At 29.9% G+C, this 23,592-nt stretch carries 9 protein-coding genes and 1 pseudogene; 6 read left to right on the top strand and 4 right to left on the bottom strand.

Annotation, left to right across the window (positions count from 1 at the left end; genetic code table 11):
* Positions 1 to 2,280: 2,280 nt before the first annotated feature.
* A complete protein-coding gene (locus tag ERCIKOCA2762_RS03420) occupies positions 2,281 to 2,451 on the bottom strand; it encodes a hypothetical protein (RefSeq protein WP_157988825.1) in 171 nt (56 codons plus the stop codon).
* A 2,279-nt stretch (positions 2,452 to 4,730) separates the two neighbouring features.
* Between ERCIKOCA2762_RS03420 and ERCIKOCA2762_RS03415 the strand changes: the two genes are divergently transcribed.
* Entirely contained in the window at positions 4,731 to 5,228 is a 498-nt protein-coding gene (locus ERCIKOCA2762_RS03415) for an Hsp20 family protein (RefSeq protein ID WP_157988824.1), read from the top strand.
* A gap of 1,950 nt (positions 5,229 to 7,178) precedes the next feature.
* Here the strand turns inward: ERCIKOCA2762_RS03415 and ERCIKOCA2762_RS03410 are convergent.
* Positions 7,179 to 7,733 (bottom strand): phospholipase D family nuclease, encoded by a 555-nt coding sequence (locus tag ERCIKOCA2762_RS03410; protein WP_157988823.1) that lies wholly within the window; start codon positions 7,731 to 7,733, stop codon positions 7,179 to 7,181.
* A 1,195-nt stretch (positions 7,734 to 8,928) separates the two neighbouring features.
* Here ERCIKOCA2762_RS03410 and thiE point away from each other — a divergent pair.
* The 5 genes and pseudogenes from thiE (at position 8,929) to ERCIKOCA2762_RS03530 (ending at position 16,940) form a co-directional block, all read left to right on the top strand.
* Positions 8,929 to 9,576, top strand: a complete 648-nt coding sequence (gene thiE / locus ERCIKOCA2762_RS03405) for a thiamine phosphate synthase (RefSeq protein ID WP_157988822.1) — start codon at positions 8,929 to 8,931, stop codon at positions 9,574 to 9,576.
* 3,941 nt (positions 9,577 to 13,517) lie between these two features.
* Entirely contained in the window at positions 13,518 to 13,748 is a 231-nt protein-coding gene (locus ERCIKOCA2762_RS03400; RefSeq protein ID WP_157988821.1) for a hypothetical protein, read from the top strand.
* Positions 13,749 to 14,251: 503 nt separating this feature from the next.
* Positions 14,252 to 14,548 (top strand): annotated as a pseudogene (locus tag ERCIKOCA2762_RS03580) (hypothetical protein); the annotation flags it as partial.
* A gap of 49 nt (positions 14,549 to 14,597) precedes the next feature.
* Entirely contained in the window at positions 14,598 to 14,744 is a 147-nt protein-coding gene (locus tag ERCIKOCA2762_RS03575; protein WP_157988838.1) for a hypothetical protein, read from the top strand.
* Positions 14,745 to 16,811: 2,067 nt separating this feature from the next.
* On the top strand, positions 16,812 to 16,940 hold the full coding sequence (locus ERCIKOCA2762_RS03530; protein WP_269472446.1) for a hypothetical protein: 129 nt from the start codon (positions 16,812 to 16,814) through the stop codon (positions 16,938 to 16,940).
* Between the two features lie 1,528 nt (positions 16,941 to 18,468).
* Here the strand turns inward: ERCIKOCA2762_RS03530 and ERCIKOCA2762_RS03385 are convergent.
* Positions 18,469 to 19,653 carry a NupC/NupG family nucleoside CNT transporter gene (locus ERCIKOCA2762_RS03385; protein WP_157988819.1) on the bottom strand — a complete coding sequence of 395 codons (1,185 nt, stop codon included), beginning with the start codon at positions 19,651 to 19,653 and terminating at the stop codon, positions 18,469 to 18,471.
* Positions 19,654 to 19,727: 74 nt separating this feature from the next.
* On the bottom strand, positions 19,728 to 21,020 hold the full coding sequence (gene bioA / locus ERCIKOCA2762_RS03380; RefSeq protein WP_157988818.1) for an adenosylmethionine--8-amino-7-oxononanoate transaminase: 1,293 nt from the start codon (positions 21,018 to 21,020) through the stop codon (positions 19,728 to 19,730).
* Between the last annotated feature and the right edge of the window lie 2,572 nt (positions 21,021 to 23,592).

Raw genomic sequence — 23,592 nt, 5'->3', positions numbered from 1 at the left:
TCAGTTTATTGTACATGAGTATAAAACTAATATTTAGTTTAAGCATGGAACTCAATGCGGTTTTAAGTATAGTTAGACACAATTTTATGAATATCCTAATATTTATTACCTGAAATAAGACTATATCGTCCTGACCAACATACATAACATTTAATAATTATTTTTATAGAGTATGCAAACGTACTGAGTATACTTAGGTAGTAAATAGCATACCTGCTATAGAGGTGTAATTCCAACAAAAAAATAATCTCCCATAAAACCATTGAGGAATACAATCGTTCCATGTTGATATTTTTTCTATATGATCTTACTGATATCATAGGTCTATTCTGATATTTTACACTTTTATTTTCATAATCCTGTTCCAGAAAAACCAAGTATACTGAAAAACATTGGTGTCATGTTAACTATTTTTTATCTGTAAATCCCTTATTTTGACATAGTCTATGATCTAACAAAACAGTGGGAAAACCATATAAATTCAAGATAGTATATGATTACCACTAGTGAGAACGTGTCTTACTAGCATTATTTTTTATGCTAAACTGAACTAGTGTAGCATGAGGGCAAGAGAGATTGTTACTTTCTGCTCAATTAATGTGTAGTGATTTACACATACGAAACATGACACTTGTAAACACCTCAATATATAAACATCATAATACATATGAAATTATAACTATCGTATATCTTACAGATATCCTCATTCTATGTATCAATAATATTATTATTTTCATGCATAATATATAGAACAAATGAGTTATTACCATTCTTACAACATCTATATGTCTTCTTCATTATTAGTTTAAGATATACACATCTTATGCGATGTGCGTGCTTAACATACATCAAGTTGATACAACTATTCACGCTATACGCGAACTTCCATAATATATTTTCATATCAATAAAAACATAGATGACTCTAATCATTAGTTTTATTTGGATAAATTATGATTAAATATGTTTTTCGTTGTAGTATTTCCATCGCTTAATAAGTAGATATAACTGAGCTAACACTTAGTATCAAACGCATAAAATAAGGAGAGGTTAGTTTTGTATTTAAGATATCAACCCCTGCGTCAGGTATGTCACCGTAATATTTTATCAAAGTACATTATAATTTTATGTGTCAAAAGATCATTCTTGTTGTGACTATGTCTCTGATATTCAAAAAAGAGATTAATACCAGAACGGTTACACAATCTTAACACTTATCTCTCAATTTTACACAAAACATAAGTTAGTTATCATGCATAGGGTAATAAAAAAAGAATGAAAATTAGATACAGATAAGCGTTTATCAAAACACTGTTAATATTTTATGAGATAGTAGATAGATCTAGCGTAATCATTTAACTTATTTTATTTTTAGCAATGAGATCTTTATATATATCCTGAAAAATATAGTAGTATTGTTTCAATAAACGCTATATTTTCTTTACTAGTATCATAATACTGAAGTCTATTTGTTATCTCATCTAATCCTATAAGATTGGTAGTGCAGCCTAGTATAGAAGTATAAGATATATAAAATACAAACCCGCTTTTTTTAGAAAGCTACAGGAACTTCTTACTTTATTTTGATCGTTTTATCAGCCAGACAGCATTCTGCTATCTGATAAAACCATTTATTAATTGTAGTAGCTAAGTTGTAGGACGTATTAATGAATTTCTTATAGATATTTTGACTTAAAATAAAAAAAAATAATCATGACTAAAGGGTTGCGACAGAGATGAAAAGTAATATGGTAGAGTACAGACAGGAAGGGAAATATTTCTCATGTGAGTATAAATATATATAAATGATGCGTCAGATCATATATCTGTAATGGTGTTTTATATCTATATTTTCTATAACTATTTCGCTCTGCTCATTGAGCATATTTCTTTTTTGTAGAAGATAATCTCCATACAGAGTACTATAGTAGTATCAGAATTTTTAATCTTGAACGCACTATAATATGGTATTATTAATCTAGCAACATTCTCTGAGTAGAGCTTTACGGCTCTTTCCAAGCATAATGATACAACTCAATTCCTGTCATCTTAATATAATGAAATGTGTATATACATACAATCTCTATTTAAGAGTAATAAAATTCATTACCTATAGATACGTAAAATCAGATCCTGCTGTTTAAATATTAAAGAAAATGTCTATGATTACGATCCATAAAATTCTAAGAGAGAAATTTAAAAAGCTAAAAATAAAGGTGATGCCCCACTGGATAAATTTATCTCCTTTTTAGAGATACCAAGTATATTGCTTTTTATTTTTTTAAACTAATATCTGCGCCCGCTCCATGTCTATTATCAACCAATCGCTATCCCAGCAATCTGCCTCTGAAGCAGTATTAGCAATAATAGAAACTGATACGATATGATTCTGAATGGTTCGCCAAGTCACTAGATCAGCTACAATGTGTGAATCGTTGTTCGTATAGTTCATAATAATTTTTATAAGTCCCAGCGGTACTAAGGCTATATCTATTTAAAATAACCATATCCTGTGTAGCATTTGCTAAATCTGTTGGTTTTTATATTATACTTTACCGCAATTACCTTGAATATTACGACCATTAGTATTCGCCGCCCCCACTACTTGAAACACAAGAGTTACATAAACCCTTTTTTCTATCACGCCTACTCAATGATCAATTATAAATCTTACTTCTACACTAGAAAGATCTACGGATATATCTGGTAAATTTTTGTATAAGTATGACAAGTTAGCAAGATTCATTAACCTGTATAGGATCCAAACCTCTGAAAATAAGAGCTGTATCAAGCTGATTCTGTTATAGAATTGCGCTGTGTGCATCAATGGGTCCAAAGCTTCATAAATTTATAAGAGACGAGATAGTAATAGCCATAGCGCTATGCATTTGATAACTGATTCGTATTGCCTATCTTGCAATATTAACGATTTTATATCCTTATCGGTTGCGACTTGTTTCCACGATATTGATTAAATGGTACGATTATTCAATTATTCTGCTGTATTAAAAATTGTTGCTCATCATAACAAAGACGCTTCGTACTGTATGTGCAGAACATTTGTTCGATTGGTTGATTCCAGATAAAGAACTCTTCCAAATTTTTCCTCAAGCACGCTCTGTTAACGTTATTTTTTATCCTTTAAAATTGATTCTTTAAAATATTCCGACAGTGATTCGCCAATATTGCAATAGTTCTTAAAATAAAAGATTTTAGAAATAGAAATATCATATATACAGATGATAATTATCGTAATTAATCTAGTATAAATAGCAGGCGGTCATTCCCATCACCGTAGTAGCAGTTAACATCAAATACGGTAAAAATTACTTTTTAATCAGTAATACAGGTAACTAAAAACGATGCAATTAGATAAGATTATAATTGAATAGCATTCATCATGCTTTATAGTTTTATTGAAAGGTCTAATTTTAATTATATCTATGTTATATCCTGATAGTTAGTCACAGAAAGCTATACGTTGTAATCATTTTTTAAATGAGAGACTAAATATTTTCTATTATGCAATCTTATGATGAAATGATGTATAATCAGGCTATCTCTTATGTATTGGGTATACGTGAATTTAAAACTATTTATATATTTTATAGATCAGTACTTTATAAAATATTGTACTTGTATGATTAACTCTGAACTAACTAAACCAATAAAAAGATAAATTATTATAGGAGCATGTTAAGTTTTTTAGATAGTTTACAAATAGAATTGTCTAGTGATAGAGATATTTGTATCGTGTATAGCTCCACGGTATAAAGAAAACATTATATGTTCAATCTTATTTGTTTGTTGGTATAAGAATATGAATATTTATGTGTTTTTATCGATCTTATAATACACTTCTAGAAGTGTGATTGAATGATAATGATAAGGCACACAAATTTTTTTTATTCACTATCTAGTATGATTTATATAATGTTATCTATGACAAAATAGCTATATACCCTAGACAGTCATATGGCATATTAATTATCTTTTACATTTTAAATGTAGTATCTAATGATTTAAGAATAATAACTTTTTAATGCATGCATAGTGTAAGATAATATCGGTAATCTACATATAGACATTGTATTAAGAAAAAGTAATAAGTCATCATTGTGCACTATTTTTTTCTAGAAAACACATAAATATTACTATATCATATATAATATTTTAATATATAATGTTTTGTAAGGCTTGGTTTAAATCATCACGTATGACTGCAGATTTTAAAAAGTGCCAGTGTAATATATATCAACGCCATTAAAATGTATTACCATTAAAAGATGTATTCTACATCGAACGGGAAAATGATATTTATCTCAATCCATACTTGTGACCGATACTACTTCATAGAATGTGAATTCTCTATCAGAATATGGCAGAACATTGTTAATGTCCGACCTTTAACATAACTAAATCTAACTTGTGGTACGACTTGTCGACACCTTACTGTTGTAATTATATAGCTTAAAATAATATTTATAACCTATATGCTAAAATATACACTGAAAGATAATTCTAATTTTTAGAACCTATGAATCTTCTACAAAGCGTTTTTAATTAATTAAATTAACATAATAGTGACAAAAACTATTTACATATTTATATTATTGATAATATGCTCTTCTACTTCTAGATCAACTCTTGAAAATACATAAATAATACCTATATTAATAATTAAATGGCTAATTGAATTTTTACTTTATGTATAAATTATAGGATAATACTATGGCTTATCGTTCTTTTTCTATCATACCGACATGGAGCAATCATCTTATTGCTGATCGCTTTACACAAATTGATAATCTTTTTAGCCGTATTACAGGTGAAGCACCTGTCAGTGATTCACCAATGTATAATCTACTCCAGAAAGATAAAGAACATTATGAAATGATAGTTAGCGTTCCAGGTTATACTGAAGATGAGCTAGATATTTCTGTACTCAATAATCAGTTAACGATTAAAGGCAATTTAAAAACGGAAAAAACAGAACACACTATAGAAAAAGATTCCATGACATGGTTACATCAAGGTTTTAAAAAACGAGAATTTGCTCTTAGTTTTAACCTAGAAAATAGGATTAGCATACAATGTGCTATATTAGATCATGGGTTATTAAAACTAGAATTTATCTATGATATTCCAGAACAAGAAAAACCAAAGAAAATTGCAATTTCTTCGGATAAAACAGTACAAAATATATTAGAGCATAACGTCAAATTTTAATATTTCTGCAATATAGCACCAATAAAATTGGTGCTATATTTAATTGTTTAGAAGATCCACTATATCAATGAGACAAAAATAAAAAAACAATGTAGTATATTTAATATATTATATAGCACGTGTATCAATATTAATTCAGATAATTTTATAGATATTCATGTTTTCACTATTCAATAAAGATTTGTATATGTTCATAAAATATGAGATCTTATCTTGATGATAAGGAAAAGCTCTACAACCATCATAGTATATGAAAAGTGAGGCTTTTAATTTTAGAGAGGCGATTTCTAGTCGATATATCCTAACGTTATTAATAGATATCATCATTGATTTAGTTATATATTTCACAATAGTGACATCAATACATTTATAAATTACTTTATGTTAAATTCACTGGAACATATAGATTCTTCGTTATGCTTAATCCAATAATTAGTGTCTTATCTTAAGATCACAGTCATAATACTCCATAGAGTATAATACGATTTATTCTTTATTGATTAAGTTAATTATTGTTATGGCTTGTGGTTACTTCAAAGAATTTTGATAAAAATTGATTTTGCATTAACTGTTAAAACTGCTGCAATGAGATTTCTATTCACAAATTTGTAGGAATGTAACGTAGTACTATCAGTGCTCCGCACTGACATGTCAGTGTAGAATATCATCTCAAAAACAATAGTATAAAGATCTTTTGTGATGGATTACGCATCTTAAAAATTTTAGTTATAGATTTAAATATACAAGCTAACCTAGTATAATTTTTATATTTTTAAATCTTGTGCATTTTCAGATGTTTCTACTACTAATCAAAATCACTGTTGACTAGTACTGAATTTCTGACCTGCATTAAGTTAATATATTTTTAAACAAAAAGTATTTTAAAAAATAGGTATCTCCATACCAGACTATAGTCTGACTATATCATAGTCCTATCTGTGTGTTACTCTAATATTCTAATATACTAAACATATTTTTTAATTTTTCTCTCAGTTGGTCATCTATAGCTATAGCATAGAAAATAATATGATTGCTATAAATTGTGAGAGTTCATAAATTGCTGAATTGAATATGTTATTCTGGTATAAAAAATCTCTGATCTGAGAAAATAAGCATAAAAATATTTATTATCATTAATGAATGATGCATATTTTCTTGGTGAAATGATCGGAGAGTCTCATCGTGTAACGGGATAATAAAAATAAATATTTATTTATTACTATCATAAATATTCACGTTGACTTTCAATATTAAAATAAAAAATACTTTCAATATGACAACAATGCTATACTTACACGTCGCTAACTCATTCTTTATATATTAATGTTTTTACCTGAGACTATTACGTATGATGAAAATCACATTCAACATCCACCTAGTTTTGTAGTTATATTAATCATTAGTCTAATACTGATTGACTTTTAAATTTAAGATTAATAGACCTTATTCTCTCTAGAGATAAGGAATCTATATCGTTATATCTCACATGGACGTCAGTAATCTTGACTAATGGGTAAATTAAATATTCAATATATTTTAATACACATTCATTCTATTGTTCCGTTGACTAAAATGTACATTACTATAAATCTTCATTAATCGCATCACGAATAATATACATTCTTTTTTATAGTTTACACTACTTAGTTATTATAAGTTTTCACTCAATTTTCTAAATTTTAATACCATATTAGAAATATTGTGCTCTTGATGTGTTTTATTGTGTTTTTTATAATAATTTATCACATAAAAATATATTTTATATATATCAATCATATTATATATATCCATGGTGATACGTATATAGATATTTTGATAGTATTACAGATTTATTACATTTATAAAAATATATTTAATATGGTTGATGTAATCCCATTATATGCTGTTAAAAAATTTAAATAAAATCGTACATGCATCCTCAATGCATTTATTTACACGTATAACTAATCATTAATACGAGGGACTAATATACGTTGCTTCTTTCCATAAACGATCAAATTCTTTCATGTACTTTTCAGCAATCTCTGATTGATGACGCAAATAAATCACATTTTCTGCATTACGGTTAGCAGCACTCTGTGTATAGTTAAAGGAACCAGTTTCTACTGAATAACCATCAATAATCATAAACTTATTATGCATAATCGCATATTTTTCATTTAATTTTACTGGAATCCGATGATTGGATAAATAAGTTGCTGCGGTATACCTGTTACTATTGGATTTCTTATCAGCTACCAAACGTACACTGACACCTCTACTTTGTGCGTCAAGTAAAGCTAATGCAATAGGTTTACTAGTAAAAGAATATGCAGCAATATCAATGGATTTTTTTGCTTCTGAAATGGCTAATAAAACAATCTGCTTAGCGCCTTCTCCTGGTGAGAATCCGATTTTTATATCCTCTATACTAGTACTAGCTAATAGCGGAAAAGAAGATGTTGTTATAAAAAATAATAAAATGATGATAAAACTTATTTTTATTTTTAATAATTTTGAATTCATAGTTGAAATACCTTTCTTAAGTAAGCATTTGTATGATTTTAGCAAAAACATTATTTTCTGTAGAACTGTATAATTCATAATTTTTATTATTTTTCATGCGATTATTATGCCTATAATTTCTTATAGAGTTATATGATACATACTATAAATAGTAAAGATAATGAATTGAGTAATTTTTAAAATTCAAGTGAAATGTATAACAAATAATTTTTACTGAGTATAGACTTTTCATACATATTTATAATAATTTTCCGTTTAATTTAAGAACAAATATAACATGAATTTTGGTATTTAAAGAGTTTATTACATATAATACAAATCACTTTTTTTCTTGTAAATCACGCTATCAATAATATATTTTAAATTTTAATAAATATAAAGCGCACCTTGCTAATAATATTTTTGTAAGAACCAAACTTTTCAAAATATCATCACAAATCCACTCAGCGCTCAGAGTATGCAGCGACTATAGAATATAAGAAATCTATAAAAAATAAAAGCATTTTTTCTAAAAAATAATTGAAGAAGTAATTGATATCCATAGGGGCAATAACGATTGCATCATAGTTTATATTAGCACATGTGTTCGCATAGAAGTCTTCTCCATTTATATCAAACTAAAAATTATTCTTTATTTTATTACTTTATGATGCTATTATTAAATTTGCATATGATATAAAATATGTATTTTACATTTTAGAAATTTAATTTTATATTTTCAGCATATTAATGCTATTTAATATCTTGAACGCATAAATAATTTTTGATCACTTATTTATTTTTAATAAATCTTAAAATTTAATTAATGTCACATATTACGTATTTTCAATACTGATTGATAAAATATAATTATAAAAATAAATGTGCATATAAAAATATATTGTTATCTTTAAGACTTCACTCATGTGGTTTTTTATTTTGATAAAGTAATTAACTATTGAACTATTTCATATAGTTATTAATAATATATAATTATAGATATTACATTATCATCCAACATAAAATTTAAGAGCAACATTCTGATTAATAATTATTAAATAACATCTGTTAAATTAAAATTGAAATTTAGAGATTTTTTGCGGTTACACCACAGTATATAAAATTTCGTTTTTGCAAAAATTCCTTTATAAGGTAAACTTTTTTATATTTTACAATCAAAATATATTTTTATACATTTTTACTATTAGGAGTGAAAATGAAATTTAAAAATCAATTTGCACCAGTTCCGAATAAACTTGGTTTATATCCTATAGTTGATTCCTTGTTGTGGTTAACAAGGATGCTAGAATCTGGAGTGACTACAATTCAGCTACGTTTAAAAGATAAATCAGAAGAGCAAGTAGGCTCAAATATTAAAGATGCGGTACTCTTAGGCCTGAACTATAGAGCTAAGATATTTATTAATGACTATTGGCAATTAGCTATTCGTTATAAAGCTTATGGTGTGCATCTAGGGCAAGAAGATATGAATAAAGCTAATCCTGATGCGATATGGCGTGCTGGTTTACGTTTAGGATTATCTACGCATAATGAAGAAGAATTATTACGTGCATTAAGTTGGAATCCCTCTTATATTGCCTTAGGACACATATTTTCTACTACTACTAAGAAGATGCCTTCTCAGCCTCAGGGATTAGCGAAATTAAAGAATGTAGCAAGTAAGTTAACCCATATACCTACGGTGGCGATCGGTGGCATCACTCTTGATCGAGTCGATAAAGTATTAGCTTGTGGGGTAGGGAGTATAGCAGTGGTAAGTGCTATTACCTCTGCAAAAGATTGGCGTGAAGCAACTTCCGGTCTGCAAAAGAAAATAGAAAATTTTCACAGTTATGTGAGATAAACCTTCAAAAAATTTTTATAACATATAAACAGTATTGATACTAGATTGTTATTGAATTTGATAACCATGCTCAGAACAATAAAAAAGTTCTTTTATTTGTAAGTTTAATGCATAATCGGTCTATTTACATCATTATCCTTAATTAAGTATTGCAACTATTTTAATTTATGCTTATTTTTGTAAATTTATTGTTTCGCCATACTTCAAATATAAAGTATTTAGATAAATTTTGCTATCTTATTAAAAAAATATATAGCAATATTTCTTTTTTTAAAACTATTATTTAATATATATAATTAAAATGAATAATTATGATGCATATTTTTTTTAGAAATCAGAAAATATTTCTATATTAATATTTTATATTCTGCTTTATCAAAAGAAATCTGTTGTGATATATTTTTGTATATAGCAATATATTGCTATATTAGATTAACTTTTTTAGTTTAATGTATTAACACTATAGAATAGTGTTATAAATAGCACAAATAGAAATATAAAAGAACTATTCATGCCTGTACTGAAAGCATTCTGCATCATTGGATATAGCTTAATATATATTTAGTATAAATATTGCTTTAAGAGATAAGCTTCTATGCTTTTTCTAAAAAAATAGCAATAAATTTAATGCAATGACAAAAAAGTCTTTTTTGTGCTGTAATATTTATGCACAATCTATTTGCTTTAAGGCTAACCATAAAAAATAACTTAGATATATTAGCAAAAATTTTGCTACCTTCTCGTATACATGCCTACTACTTTAAAATGTGAATAGTGATTATGTTGACCTTACATTATGTAAGATGATTATGGGTTTGCCTCATAATACAAATGAAATATAAAATGTTTTAGAGAACACACATCTATTAAATTACGCCAAAAAATAAGTACATTACTTGACTCATAAGAAATACATAGAGCACAACTTATATAGTAGTTAATAGACCTAAAAGGATGGTTTTAATTCCCACCATATTTACTTGAAATTAAAATACTAGATAATTTTTTTAGGAGCGGGCTCTGTCACAATCTTTACTTAGTTCTACATTGAACTGTAAAATGGTATACAGGTATAAATATGCATAAATCTCCTAGTAACGAGTACCTTTCGACACTCTAGAGGAGTTGATCTGGAAGATTTTCGTATAGATATACGGGTGTACATGTGTGAAATATAACTGAGCCTTACCTCAATGAGTGGTAAACCAAAGGATTTCCTATATGAAGAAGAGAAAAAACCAGTGTTCTTTATAACATATGTGCTAGTACACAAAGTCATAAATAGTTATTAAGCTCAATAAACGCATGCACTGACTTCATACATATTATATTGATAACTGACAGGACACTACACACTCCAAGACACGTCAAAATTCTATTAATAACAATAAATAGCGCCTTCATTCATATATAGGAAAGAATATAAACTTTGTAACATGATATCGATTTTTTACGCATCAAAAGATCATCGTATCACTTAGTTGCATTTAAGTGTATGTTCAAATGATTACTCTTAAATTCATTTAACCAGCAATCTCTACTAGACATATAACTATATCTTCTTATATCCATCATTTTGAAATTAGACTTCATCATTATAGAGCGAAATATTGCAGAAAAACTTTATACTCACATGAAAGATTCTATACTGACTTCTGCTATGGTAAAAACAGAGTAAAAATTAGTATACATACTAAATAAGGAGCAGATACTGTGATAAATTTGTTTACAAATCGTTACATTTGTAAGACTCACGCATCCATTCTGCATAACAGCTACATCTCTAATCGAGGCCACTCCTATCTATCAAAGACTAAAACAATCCATAGTCTAATAGTAGAACACCTGAAGTTAGAGGGATTTCATATCACCTGATTCAAAATAACCACAACAATATGTAGACGATCCATACCGGTATTTATACTTTTTTGTTGTCTTCTAACAATCGGTTAACGCTTAACTAGTATCGTTTCAAAAAGTGGATCGATGATAACTAAGCGATGTTTTATACATCATAAAAAATTGTCTTTAATGAAAGTTTTTAAAAAAACCATTTTTCAGCGTTGCGCTTTAACGTAAAATAGGATGAGCATCAGAATACAAGTTCCGTTCTGATTGAGTGTGAAATGCTAATAATAAAGCATTATACACTGAATCATACACCTGTTAATCATTCACTCCAGTGACTAGGGAGCAGAAGGTGCTCAAGATACAATTGAGGGTCCCGATCATATCCTCTGCATATAATTTAGGGGAATATTACTGCGTAGTGAAAAAATTATCATGAAGCATTCTCTTATATTTAAAGGTTATGCCCTATTAATATTGCACAAAATTGAGATTATCTACCATTTGATATTAGCACTGTGTTGATCAGTTAGTTCAGTGATGATATATGATATTGCTTGCAAGCACATTTTGTCTGCGAGAGCACATCTTATTTTTATTCAATAAAAAAGAAATTAAAGAGGAATTGATTATACTGATAAATTTCCGTTTTACATTGCTACTCTAGCTACAGCACATCCTCTAGCAAAAACCTATAGTGATCCATATTTCAAGAAGATTTTTTTATTCCATGTTCGCTTAGAGGATGAATGTAGATGAAGTGCTAGGGAGGCACGCATGCTTATCATAATATTGCACTACCGCAAAAATATTGATAAAGTACGTACTGCTATTTTATAGGAATAATCTAGAATGTTTTCTATACAAAATCATTAATATGTCCTAACTATAGTGAACGTTCAATCGTGAGAACTATAAAATTGTGAAACTACTGTACAATCGTCAAGTACGACGCATAGCAGAAACACGTCATCGTATGCATCTGCAGTTATCTATCATAATAGATAACGCTTATATAATAGTTTAAAAAAGAAGGACCCTCTAACAAGGATGGATCAATCTTTATCAGAGATTATTATAATGGTATTACTTACCTATTACGAATTTTCAATAATTAATATGTGATGATGAGTATTTTTAAGCTGAAAGACTATGTGTTGTATCCGTTTATGCTTAAAATATAGGATAAGTTTTGCCTGAGGAATAAATGCAAAATACACTCTATCAATACTCTTCCATGCATCCATTAATTTCTAGGATGTCTACATCGTGATAGAGCAAACTGCACAAGCATATTTTCTAGGAATGCTATCTATCCTTGTCTGAGTTATATCTTTCTTGCATCGTCTAGATGATATCATCTAATCCTATAATTTTAACAACACTCTAGCAGTTATCTAAAAAGGGCTTGATTTCAAGAACAACCATTATAAAATATATTACTCTAAATTATGCAAAAGATAAGGCCGCTATCACGTATCACTTGATTATTTATTTAGTGATCGTCATCTCCTCAGCACCTCAATAAGAGGTTCATTATATCACGTGCACTTACTGAGAAATAGTCATGATATCTCTATAAAGAAAACTTCTACTTCTAACAAAAAGTTGAGAAACATGCTAAATGATCAGGATTTTTGACGTTATATCGACTAATTTCTACGAAATGAGATAGGCGCTATGAGTCAACAAACTATATAATCTACACAGTGTCATGATGTGACTAGAAGGCTTAGATTAACCATTGACCAGCGCACTCTATCTAACCAAATCTGGTATGGATGTGATAATTCTAGCGGATGATAATGGCTGCCATATTATCTCTAATCTACAGTGCTCAACCTTCCATCAAACTAATGAAATCGACCAATTAAAATCAGAGATAGCCACAAAAGCGTCACCTGCCTACATTAAATCCCCATATATAAGCTATATATCGTTATTTTATAGACTAAAGAGGTTTTTCTCGATTAAAAAATTTATGATGCGGATATCGTTTAGATGGCAGCGATAATATGCTTATTAGCCACAATATTAATGCGGCCTGCGTTCGATATATACAACACTAATTCACGTTAGCACAGTGGGTTGTTATGGTCAACAAATATTTCTTATTAACCCCCTTGGAAATGCGGTTTGTACACGTTTCGTTTCCTTTTACCTATGAGGCGCAGCGTAATTATCGTAATTCTAGAACACTAAAGCCCTTAGTGGGAGCCATAGATAGCCTGCAGGCCTTGGAGGTGATTAAAATCATATGTAGCATATTGACATCATCTACTGAGAAACTTTGTCTATTTGAGAGAATCTCACTAGAGTGGTAAGTATTGACGCTGAACTGGAAGTCTTCTTTTACGATATAGACAAAGTCTGTAGAGCAAAAAAGCCTTTGTCCCTTTCCGGTATACAATTAAAGATAACTAATATGATGAAAATGACTTTTAGTGATCTTCAAGTAGACACTTCGCATTTTCTAGCTATAGATGCTGTTCTATGCTCAGAAATGTTATAAAATTATCTTAGATACCACCCCTGCATTTAATTCTACTATTGTACCACGATAATTCTAGAAGAAGTATCAGGTGGGGGATGGTGACAATATTCTTTGATTTCCAGCTATCGCTAAAGGTGAAATAATATTTCCCGTTGCTCATATCCCTATTAGTGACGATTATTTACTGGTATTGGTACATTTGCTAATATATATGTAATATTACAAGCTGTTTCTATCTCTGGAAGCACATCAGTCACATTAGCGATACGTCCAATCAACCTTAATGAGAATGGTGAGAACGTCTAATTAGTAAGACTCTGTAGAAATAAAGCCCTACTACTTCCGAATACCTCCGGTGTGCAAACTGGTGAAGACACTCTATTCGCAGTAAGAACTACACGAGAGGCGTTAGAGATAAATTGGATAAAACTTAACATCCACCCAGACATACAGGATTTATTGCCTGACTTAATAGAGACACTACAAGCTGTGAAATACATTGTAATAGAAAGATTTATAGTCCTGCTTTATTGTAGTGCCAACTCTGTTCTATGCCTGAGGCTTACAAAAGTAGGTTTTTGCAGCAGTAATATATCTAGGGTATCTCATAGGTTCACAGCAAGAACTTAAAACCCATTATTTCTTATACATCATTATTGAACCAGCCAAAATCTAAGTTATAAGAGATGCTGGTGTTGATGCACAAAGTCAGGCACTAGATAGATCAAGAATGAGAGTAGATACGATTCTTGTACATACTGCCATTGCTGTTACACAAGATATAATTGCAATGGCAAAGGCTCGTCGGAGCACTAGAGATAAGTAGATAGCTAGAAAGACAGGATTAAAATAATCTTCTCGAAAAGCAATGTCGACTAATTCGCTTACAAATTTTTTATCTTCGCAATCGATATCTAAAGAGGTCTAATTCAGATGTTTTCTGAGCACTGGAGAAAATACACTGGGATAATATTAGCTGATTGATCTGTAATAAAATTAGATAGGATGTTAAAAAAATCGCTAACCATGAAAAAACCTAGTCTATAGGAGATGGTAGATCTACGGTCGCTAGTAGGCGGGCAACATTTAAAGTTTCTGACATACAAAGATCGAGTTCTCACCAATCAACGCTTAATCATATTATTAATTTTTACTTACCATTTCATCTCTCTAATTTTTACTCCGATAACTTCATATATGATAGTTTTTAGATGAATCATCGTATACGTATAACAGTCCTGGAGAAGAAAGAAATCATTCAAAAATGTAAAGCAATGAGAAACAAAAGTATTCGCCATTTATTACTGGAAACTGGCAAATATAAAACTAAAGTTGATATGGAGTATTTCCGGTGCTATGTACTATTAGTGCCCATATATCACAGCTTTTTTATGATGGAAATGCAGCCACTATCATAAAAACATACGTGGAATTAAAAAGCATATGGTCTAGACAGTGTGTTAGTATATCGGGAGATATATCATGCTTGAAACTATGGCCGCCATGACTTTTCTGGTCACAAACAACATTTTTGATTGTAAGTAGCAACCCCCTAATCGTCTTGTTCGTTTTTGGATAAATAAAATTAGATTAGATAGACTGACCGGATTATCCGATAACTGTCATACAAATTACTATATATTGACTTAGTATTTACTATGTTTTCGTTAAATTTTTTGAAAAAGTCATTTTGTGTTATTCTTTGCACACTTAGGTCCGTGTGTAGGTGACGGGGTAATGCCTTATCTCTAATAGATGAAGTACAACTTCTAAAAGTCATGTATGCTTTTGACTATTAGTCCTGCCGGTAAAAATTTTCCTTATCGGCTTGAGAATCACGCTATTTTCGTGACCATATAGTGTCTATTTTCGTTAACAGTATTATTACAGACTTGAAAATTCGACTCAGAGGCTGTTCTCAGAAATCAATAGCACTAAAGTTATTCGTAGTATATAAGAACCAGTCTCCACAAGAGGTAGCTAGAATACTGCAACTAGCTGGATTACAGCTTGTATAGGCAATTAAGATTTGTATATTAGACGTGCTCTATGCGATAAGTGGAAAATTGATAGTAAACACTACATCCTTGAAAAAAATTCAGTAACCTAACTTCTCTACTTTCTGATTAATTATATGTCAGTTAATAGCATGATGAACAATATCATTATCACACGCATCACTTTAGATATTTTTGCAAAATACATGATACATAAATTACATGTAAAATTTAATTTCGTAGACACTTTTTTTATAAACAGAGCGATAAAAAAAGTACTTTAGTGAAAATGTCATAAATATGATGCAATCTTTTACATCATATGTGGTTATAAAAGCCGATTTAGTTATTTTAATTTTTAGCCCTGAAAATACAAGTAAATTATTCAACCTCCACAGTATATTGCAGGTGCTCCCTATCCACACATGGTACGAATGACTCGCTCCAAGCATTTAGTATAGTACTTTAGATCTATTCTTAGACTATTTTTATGGTATAAAACACAAACCAAGACCCTCTTGGTGTGATATTATTGATGTTTATCCTACTATGTGTTTTGTCGCCTATATAATAGTTATGGATCTTATCTATTGGAGTTTAGTATACGAATTCAATAATATTTTTATACTCATAGATGTAGTAAATGCTACATTATATTTGCTATTTTTTTTCTTATGATGGGTTTGTTGTGTAAGACACAATAATAGAATATGCTATTCCTTGGATAGTTCTTGATCCGGTGATGATAACTCAAAATAGAATAGATGATTGGATAAAGATGCAACAGTCTTCAGGAGGGAGATATTGTTATTATCATGAGTGTTCATACTCGCTCCTAACTTGTAGGAAGTTGCGGTACTGCTTGGTTGTAACATAGCACAAAATGCAGTCAAAATATGCCAGAAACAGGCAAAATCCTAGACTTAGGCTGTAAGGCGATTGTGAGGCAAGAAGGTCGCGCATCTGGATTATTGAGTTCTGACTGGCTGTTTCTCTTAACCAAAAATGACTTTATTCTGCTATAAGATTAAAAAACTCTTCGTATTTACGGTGCTAGAATGCCCCCCCTCGGCTGTTTTAGCCGCGTAACGTCTGTATGATGAAGATTGATCGCAAACATTAAAATTTTCTCAAAAAATGATTATATCAAGTACTAAGTGATAAAAGTAATTTATCTGTTGGCAAAAGCATGGGACTTGTTCACCATTTTATAAACGGTAGTGATGTCATACCCTATTTATAACAACATAATTAACAGGCTATATGTTACAATTAGTGTAGATTACAACATGTTGTGTATCATTTTTCACCCTAACTCCATCACTGCGGATTTTTTGCCTCGTGAGCTTTAAAATCACAATATTAATGGTTACTTGTTAATATAACACCAGAAGATTATGACAATCTTATACCATTTACTAGGTACACAATAAAGATACTAATAAATATTGCATGCGCTATGCCATAGGGGATATAATCATCTGCTTAAATGAAGCAAGGGATGCTACAACATCTTTGGGCCCCTCTACGTTTTAGATATAATTTCATGTACTTATAAAGTATAACTCTGTTATCTTTTTAAACTACATAAGAAGGTTGCTTTATAACTATTTTTTATAGAAATATGATGGGGCCTCCAAAGTGTACACTTCTCTAATTCTTCAACTATTTCTCCTGTTTTCAATTTTACTGCAATTCACCGCTATGCATCATAGAGAACAGAAAACATAAAAAACTGCATGCCATATACAACCGAGAGAATATAACAGAAAGATTTAACTTGTTGACACGATCAGCTGTGTTTTTCTTGAATGATGTGCTATGAAAAACACCACACTAAATAATCAAAGCATTGTAAATACACACAATGAACTAATTTATCTTTCTAGGATGCCTGATACAGAAGAAAAGACAGCACAGATAATAATCATTATCTCTTGTAATATAAAAAATAGAAATTGTGTTTTTGTAAGCTCCATTCTAGTATCTTAGTTTGTTAGAGTTGTACAATCTTTCCTGCTTAGCTTCTACTACAGTAGCTAAGAAATAAGGTTCTTGGTATACAGTAAAGCGTTTTGATAAACGCACAGATAACTAATATATATGATATAAACATCCTCCAATTACACATTCAAGCTTCTCTTACTACAGAATAGAAGATCTATCATAGACGATTCTTTTATTGACAATTATCAAGGAATGTTAAATATTCATTGTCTTTTCTTCTTCAGATATATATCTAGAACGCTTACACCCGTTAATAGAAAGTTAATTGGCAAGCATGCACATATCTGATTCTCTTTAACTATATAAGCAACCACATTCTTAAAGTTCATATGAATCACATGATACTCATACTGTAATGTGTGCTTCATGACTATAACTCAGAGCATAACTAACAACTATATACTACAAGTGCAATTACTAAATTATTAACTATTAACGATATAACACACTATAAAAACATAGTTTCAAAAATTGAGTGATATCAATAAATATTGAATGTACAATCATAGTATATATGACTATACATCTTGATGCCTCTGCTAATTGTTATAAAGTTAATCCAGCTATAGTAGCCGATAATAGACTGACTAGTGTTGAACTATATAAAAGCTTTAAACCAAAGCGAGAAACGACATTACCTTGCTGTTCGTTCAACCCCTTAATAGAACCTGTAACAATCCCAATAGATGAAAAATTAGCAAATGATACTAAAAAAACTGATAATATTCCTTCAGAACGAGTTGATAGTGTGCTGCAAATTTTTTGTAAATCAATCATTGCGACAAATTCATTAGATACTAGTTTGGTTGCCATGATGCTGCCTACCTGCAAAGCCTCATGACTCGGTATACCAATTACCCACGCCAGTGGGAAAAATATATAGCCTAAAATACCTTGAAAACTAATACCAAAAATACTCTCAAATAAAGCATTAATGCCAGAAATTAACGCAATAAAACCAATGAGCATAGCAGCAACGATTACAATTACCTTGAATCCAGTTAGAATGTATTCGCTAAGCATTTCAAAAAAACTTACTCTGCTATAATCACTTTTTAAGTTGAGATCGTCTTTATTATCCACATGGTATGGATTCATCAAAGATAAAACAACAAAAGTACTAAAAATATTGAGTATTAATGCTGTCACTACATATTTTGGCTGTAATAACGTCATATAAGCACCAACTATGGACATAGATACTGTAGACATGGCCGTGACCGCCATCGTATATAGTCTCCATTCTGGAATTTGACTTAGAATATCCTTATAAATAATAAAATTTTCTGATTGTCCAAGCATTAGCGAACTTACTGCATTAAAAGATTCTAATTTACCCATTCCATTAATCTTCGATAAGACAGTTCCGATTAAACGAATAATAAATGGTAAAATATAAAAATGTTGCAAAATACCTATCAATGCTGAGATAAATACAATAGGACATAAGATGTTTAGCCAAAAAAATGCCAGACCTTTGTCACTCATATTCCCAAAGACAAAATTAGTGCCATGTGCCGCATATTTTAGTAATTGTTCAAAAAATACCGAAAATCCTGTAATCACATGTAACCCAGTTTCTGAATGCAGAAAGAAGCATGCAAGCATTACTTCAATCACTAGTAAATGGATAATATAGGGGATGCGGATTGCTTTATGATTACGACCGACCAACAAAGCTAGTACGATAATCATAATAAGTCCTAATGAAAAATGTAGAATTTGGGACATATATATATTCTACCATCAAGGGGTATGTTTGTGATATCTGCTATCTCTTTGATAGATGCACTACAAACAAAAAATCAGGAGGAGATAAAATTCTCTGGCTGATCTAGAGAAGTAGAAACAACATCTATTAATGTCATCAGCGCTTCTTCAGAAATAATGTATGGTGGTATCAAGTAAATGAGATTCCTAAAAGGACGAATCCAGACACCGTGCTTAACAAACCAATGTTGTATCTGTGATACATTTACTGGCTGCACTATTTCTACTACTCCAATAGCACCTAGTACCCGCACATCTCGAACTTTAGGATGAGAAACCAAGGGTCTTAATCCGGAATTAAGATGTGTGGAAATTTTTTCTACACACTGACACCAACTATTATTCTCTAGTAATGACAAACTAGCGTTAGCGGCTGCACAAGCTAATGGATTAGCCATGAATGTTGGTCCATGCATAAAACAACCCGCTTTGCTATTACTAATCATGTCTGCTATATGACGAAAGGTTAGCGTAGCGGAGAGAGTCATCATACCGCCTGTTAACGCTTTTCCAAGACAAAGTATATCTGGAGTGATGTTCGCATGATTACATGCTAACCATTTTCCAGTACGTCCAAAACCAGTTGCTATTTCATCTGCAATGAATAATATCTCATATTCGTCACATAACATCCGTATTAAACGCAGATACTCGGGATGATAAAATCGCATTCCGCCAACACCTTGCACAATTGGTTCTAAAATTACTGCTGCTATATTTATGTGATGCTCAGAAAAAAATTGAAAAAACGACGTCTCATCACCTTTTTCCCAATTTTCTTCAAAACGACGCGTAGGAGCGTTGAGAAATCGATTAGACGGCAGATAATTTCTATAAATACTATGCATAGAGTTTTCAGGGTCACCAACTGCCATTGCCCCATAGGTATCTCCGTGATATCCTTGACGTAAAGCTAATATTTCGTAACGGGGATTCCCTCTTGCTTGCCAATATTGTAGTGCCATTTTAATTGCTATTTCTACCGCAACTGAACCAGAATCTGCTAGAAACACACACTCTAAACCAGCTGGCGTAGTGCTTACTAATCTACGACATAATTCCACTGCAGGCGGATGAATAATACCACCGAACATTACGTGTGACATGCGGCTTATTTGAGCGTTCATAGCTTGGTTAATCATTGGATGATTGTAACCATGTATCGCTGCCCACCAAGAAGACATGCCATCTATTAATCGACGACCATCTCTAAGAGTTAACTCGTATCCATCAGCAGAAACCACTGGATAAGTTGGCAATGGATGAGTCATTGATGTATACGGATGCCATATATGCCGTTTATCAAAATCCAAATCATCATTTTGCATGAAAGTATTCTTTAACATATAAGATTTACCAAACCTGTATCGAATAATGCTCTGTTAAATGAAATTGAAATATATTGCAAAAAGTGTAACTGTAAAAATCAATACTTATACATATCTATTTTTTTAAAATACTATGTAAACAAGTATTATGAAAATCTCTCCATTCTAGAAAATGAAGAAAAACACAGCATGATTGAATTATATTTATTGTAGCTTACTCCTTCTTTAAAGCTCAGAAAACAGATTATCCATATTGTGAACCTAGTAAAAATGTAATATGAGTATATTGCTTTTCATTGACAACAGAATTTTAGTTGGAAGACAGGAAATTCTATCTATACTACACATCTTATCAGTGCACATTTTATAGCATAGGAATAGAAAATAAGCGACTCGTGTATCTACAATCAGTTTTTGATACTTCTAGGCAGAATACGACACCAGTTTAACATGGTTTTACATAGAAGCTTTTGAGAAAAATCCATATACATTGTGAGATATTTCTGTTAAAAGCAATAATAAAGCATGTGAAGGAAATTGGACCTACAACGTGTTGAATGATCAAAGAGTATATTTTGTTACTAAACTATGAAAGAGATCAGATACACTATCTTTTATCTTCACTAGTTTAGCAATAGACATTTTGCATAAATTCCTGTAGCTAAATGTTGGTTCAAATAAATAAAAATAAGTAAGATATAATCAGCAGAGAGAATGATTTAACCAGCTAGATAGGCAAGGTAGTTATAATGATATAATTAGCAATATATAAGCATAATTTACTGGTAATATACTATGCATGTAATGGTGTGTGATACACAAACATTTTCTGCACTTTTATGAAAAATAAAGCCTAGAGACATGTGGTCAAAACATACGGAACAATTCTGTAAAGGCAGCCTATTTTTCAATACTAGAAAATTTAAAAACATAGTATGATTGATCTAATTTTTAATCTTAAGAGAAGCTCTATACCTTCTTACTGAATATTATATATTCAAATATAATTGCTATTATTCTACTATTATTAGATACATATTAATTATTTGCTACATCAGTCAGAATGTACAATTTGTCTTTATCATGCCATTCAAGAGAGATATTCTCATATCTCCATATTAAGATATGAATAGTTTTAGAGATTGAAAGCTTAATTATATCTCTATCTGGCTCTATACAAAATATTGACACTCTTTCCTGTTTTATAACTGAAATTTTAGCCCTCTACTGCTCAATGAATAGTATAAAAATACTGATACGAGATGATTTTGAGTTCGTGATCTAGCAACTTGGTTGATTAAGTATATTAATTACTTTCTTTCTAGTTTACAATAATTGCTATTAGGTTCTCGTGGTTTAATGTTACACCTAATTTAAAATTATAATCTCTTATGTCATATATGTCATATTTTCTAGATCTGTAGGTTTTGATGTTGTAATTTTCCACGATTATCTTGAATGATACAATTATCAGTACGTGTCACCTGGCGCACTATGTAGAAGATGGTAATTAATATTTTCTTTTTATACATAGATTACTGATGGATTACGGTTTAAATCCTCCTTCTGCAGATATGCGTATATGTTTAGCAAGTTCTTGTATAGATTTAAGTAAGTCAGTCAAATTTGTGATCTCGAAATAGAGATGTCCATGAAAACAAGATCTATATCTAGCTTAGATTTGATTTGTATCGTATAGAGGGTGCATATCTCAACCCCTCAATCATACAACAAAATATCTTATTAGTCATATTTATTACATGATAAATTGAATTATAGATAGATACTATTTAGAGTATCAGCGATTTCTACAGCTGATAATTTATTTATTGTGTTGATTTTAGTAAAGGAAATCCGTATAGATTTAATCTATAGAGTATCTTGTTAGATATATAATAATATACCATATCAGATTCAGTAAAAAATATCATTTTTAACTAGTCAATAGGATAATTGAAGGTAATAAAATTAGTGTATGCAATAATTTCATAGTATTTATGATACTTTGTTTTCTTTCTTTCAATACTGAATGGTTATAGTAGATAATATTAAAATATTATTTTTTGCATCTATTATCAATCATATACTGATTGTTTATTTTAAACAATTTTATTGTGACAATATTCACCATGACGGTTATTATTAATATAGGCTATAGGTTTAAGACGCTTTATTGATTTTATGAGTAACCACTGATTTTATATTGCACCTTTATTTTTAATAATAACTAAATCATCTAATCAAAAATAAACTAAATATATTTTCAGAGAAATTAAATATAAAACTATCTAGTGATAGATATGCTTTATAAAATATCATATTTTTAAAAAAATATCTTTAGTTTTATATGATATTATATCATCATTTTTAATTTTCTCAATTACATAATTAGTAGTAATATTACTTATATTTTTTTACAGTAATATTGAAAATATTTTTATGAATATAATTATCTTTTATTTACTTCTAGTATGGCAATGATAGTATAAATTTTCCATCTAGATTTGATGGTATCTTTTTTAACAAAATTACTTTATTTAGAATTATATATCTAGAATTATTATAATATTAA

The sequence above is a fragment of the Candidatus Erwinia haradaeae genome (genome assembly GCF_900698935.1).
GTDB lineage: Bacteria > Pseudomonadota > Gammaproteobacteria > Enterobacterales > Enterobacteriaceae > Erwinia_E > Erwinia_E haradaeae_D.
This window is presented reverse-complemented; position numbering and strand designations above follow the sequence as displayed.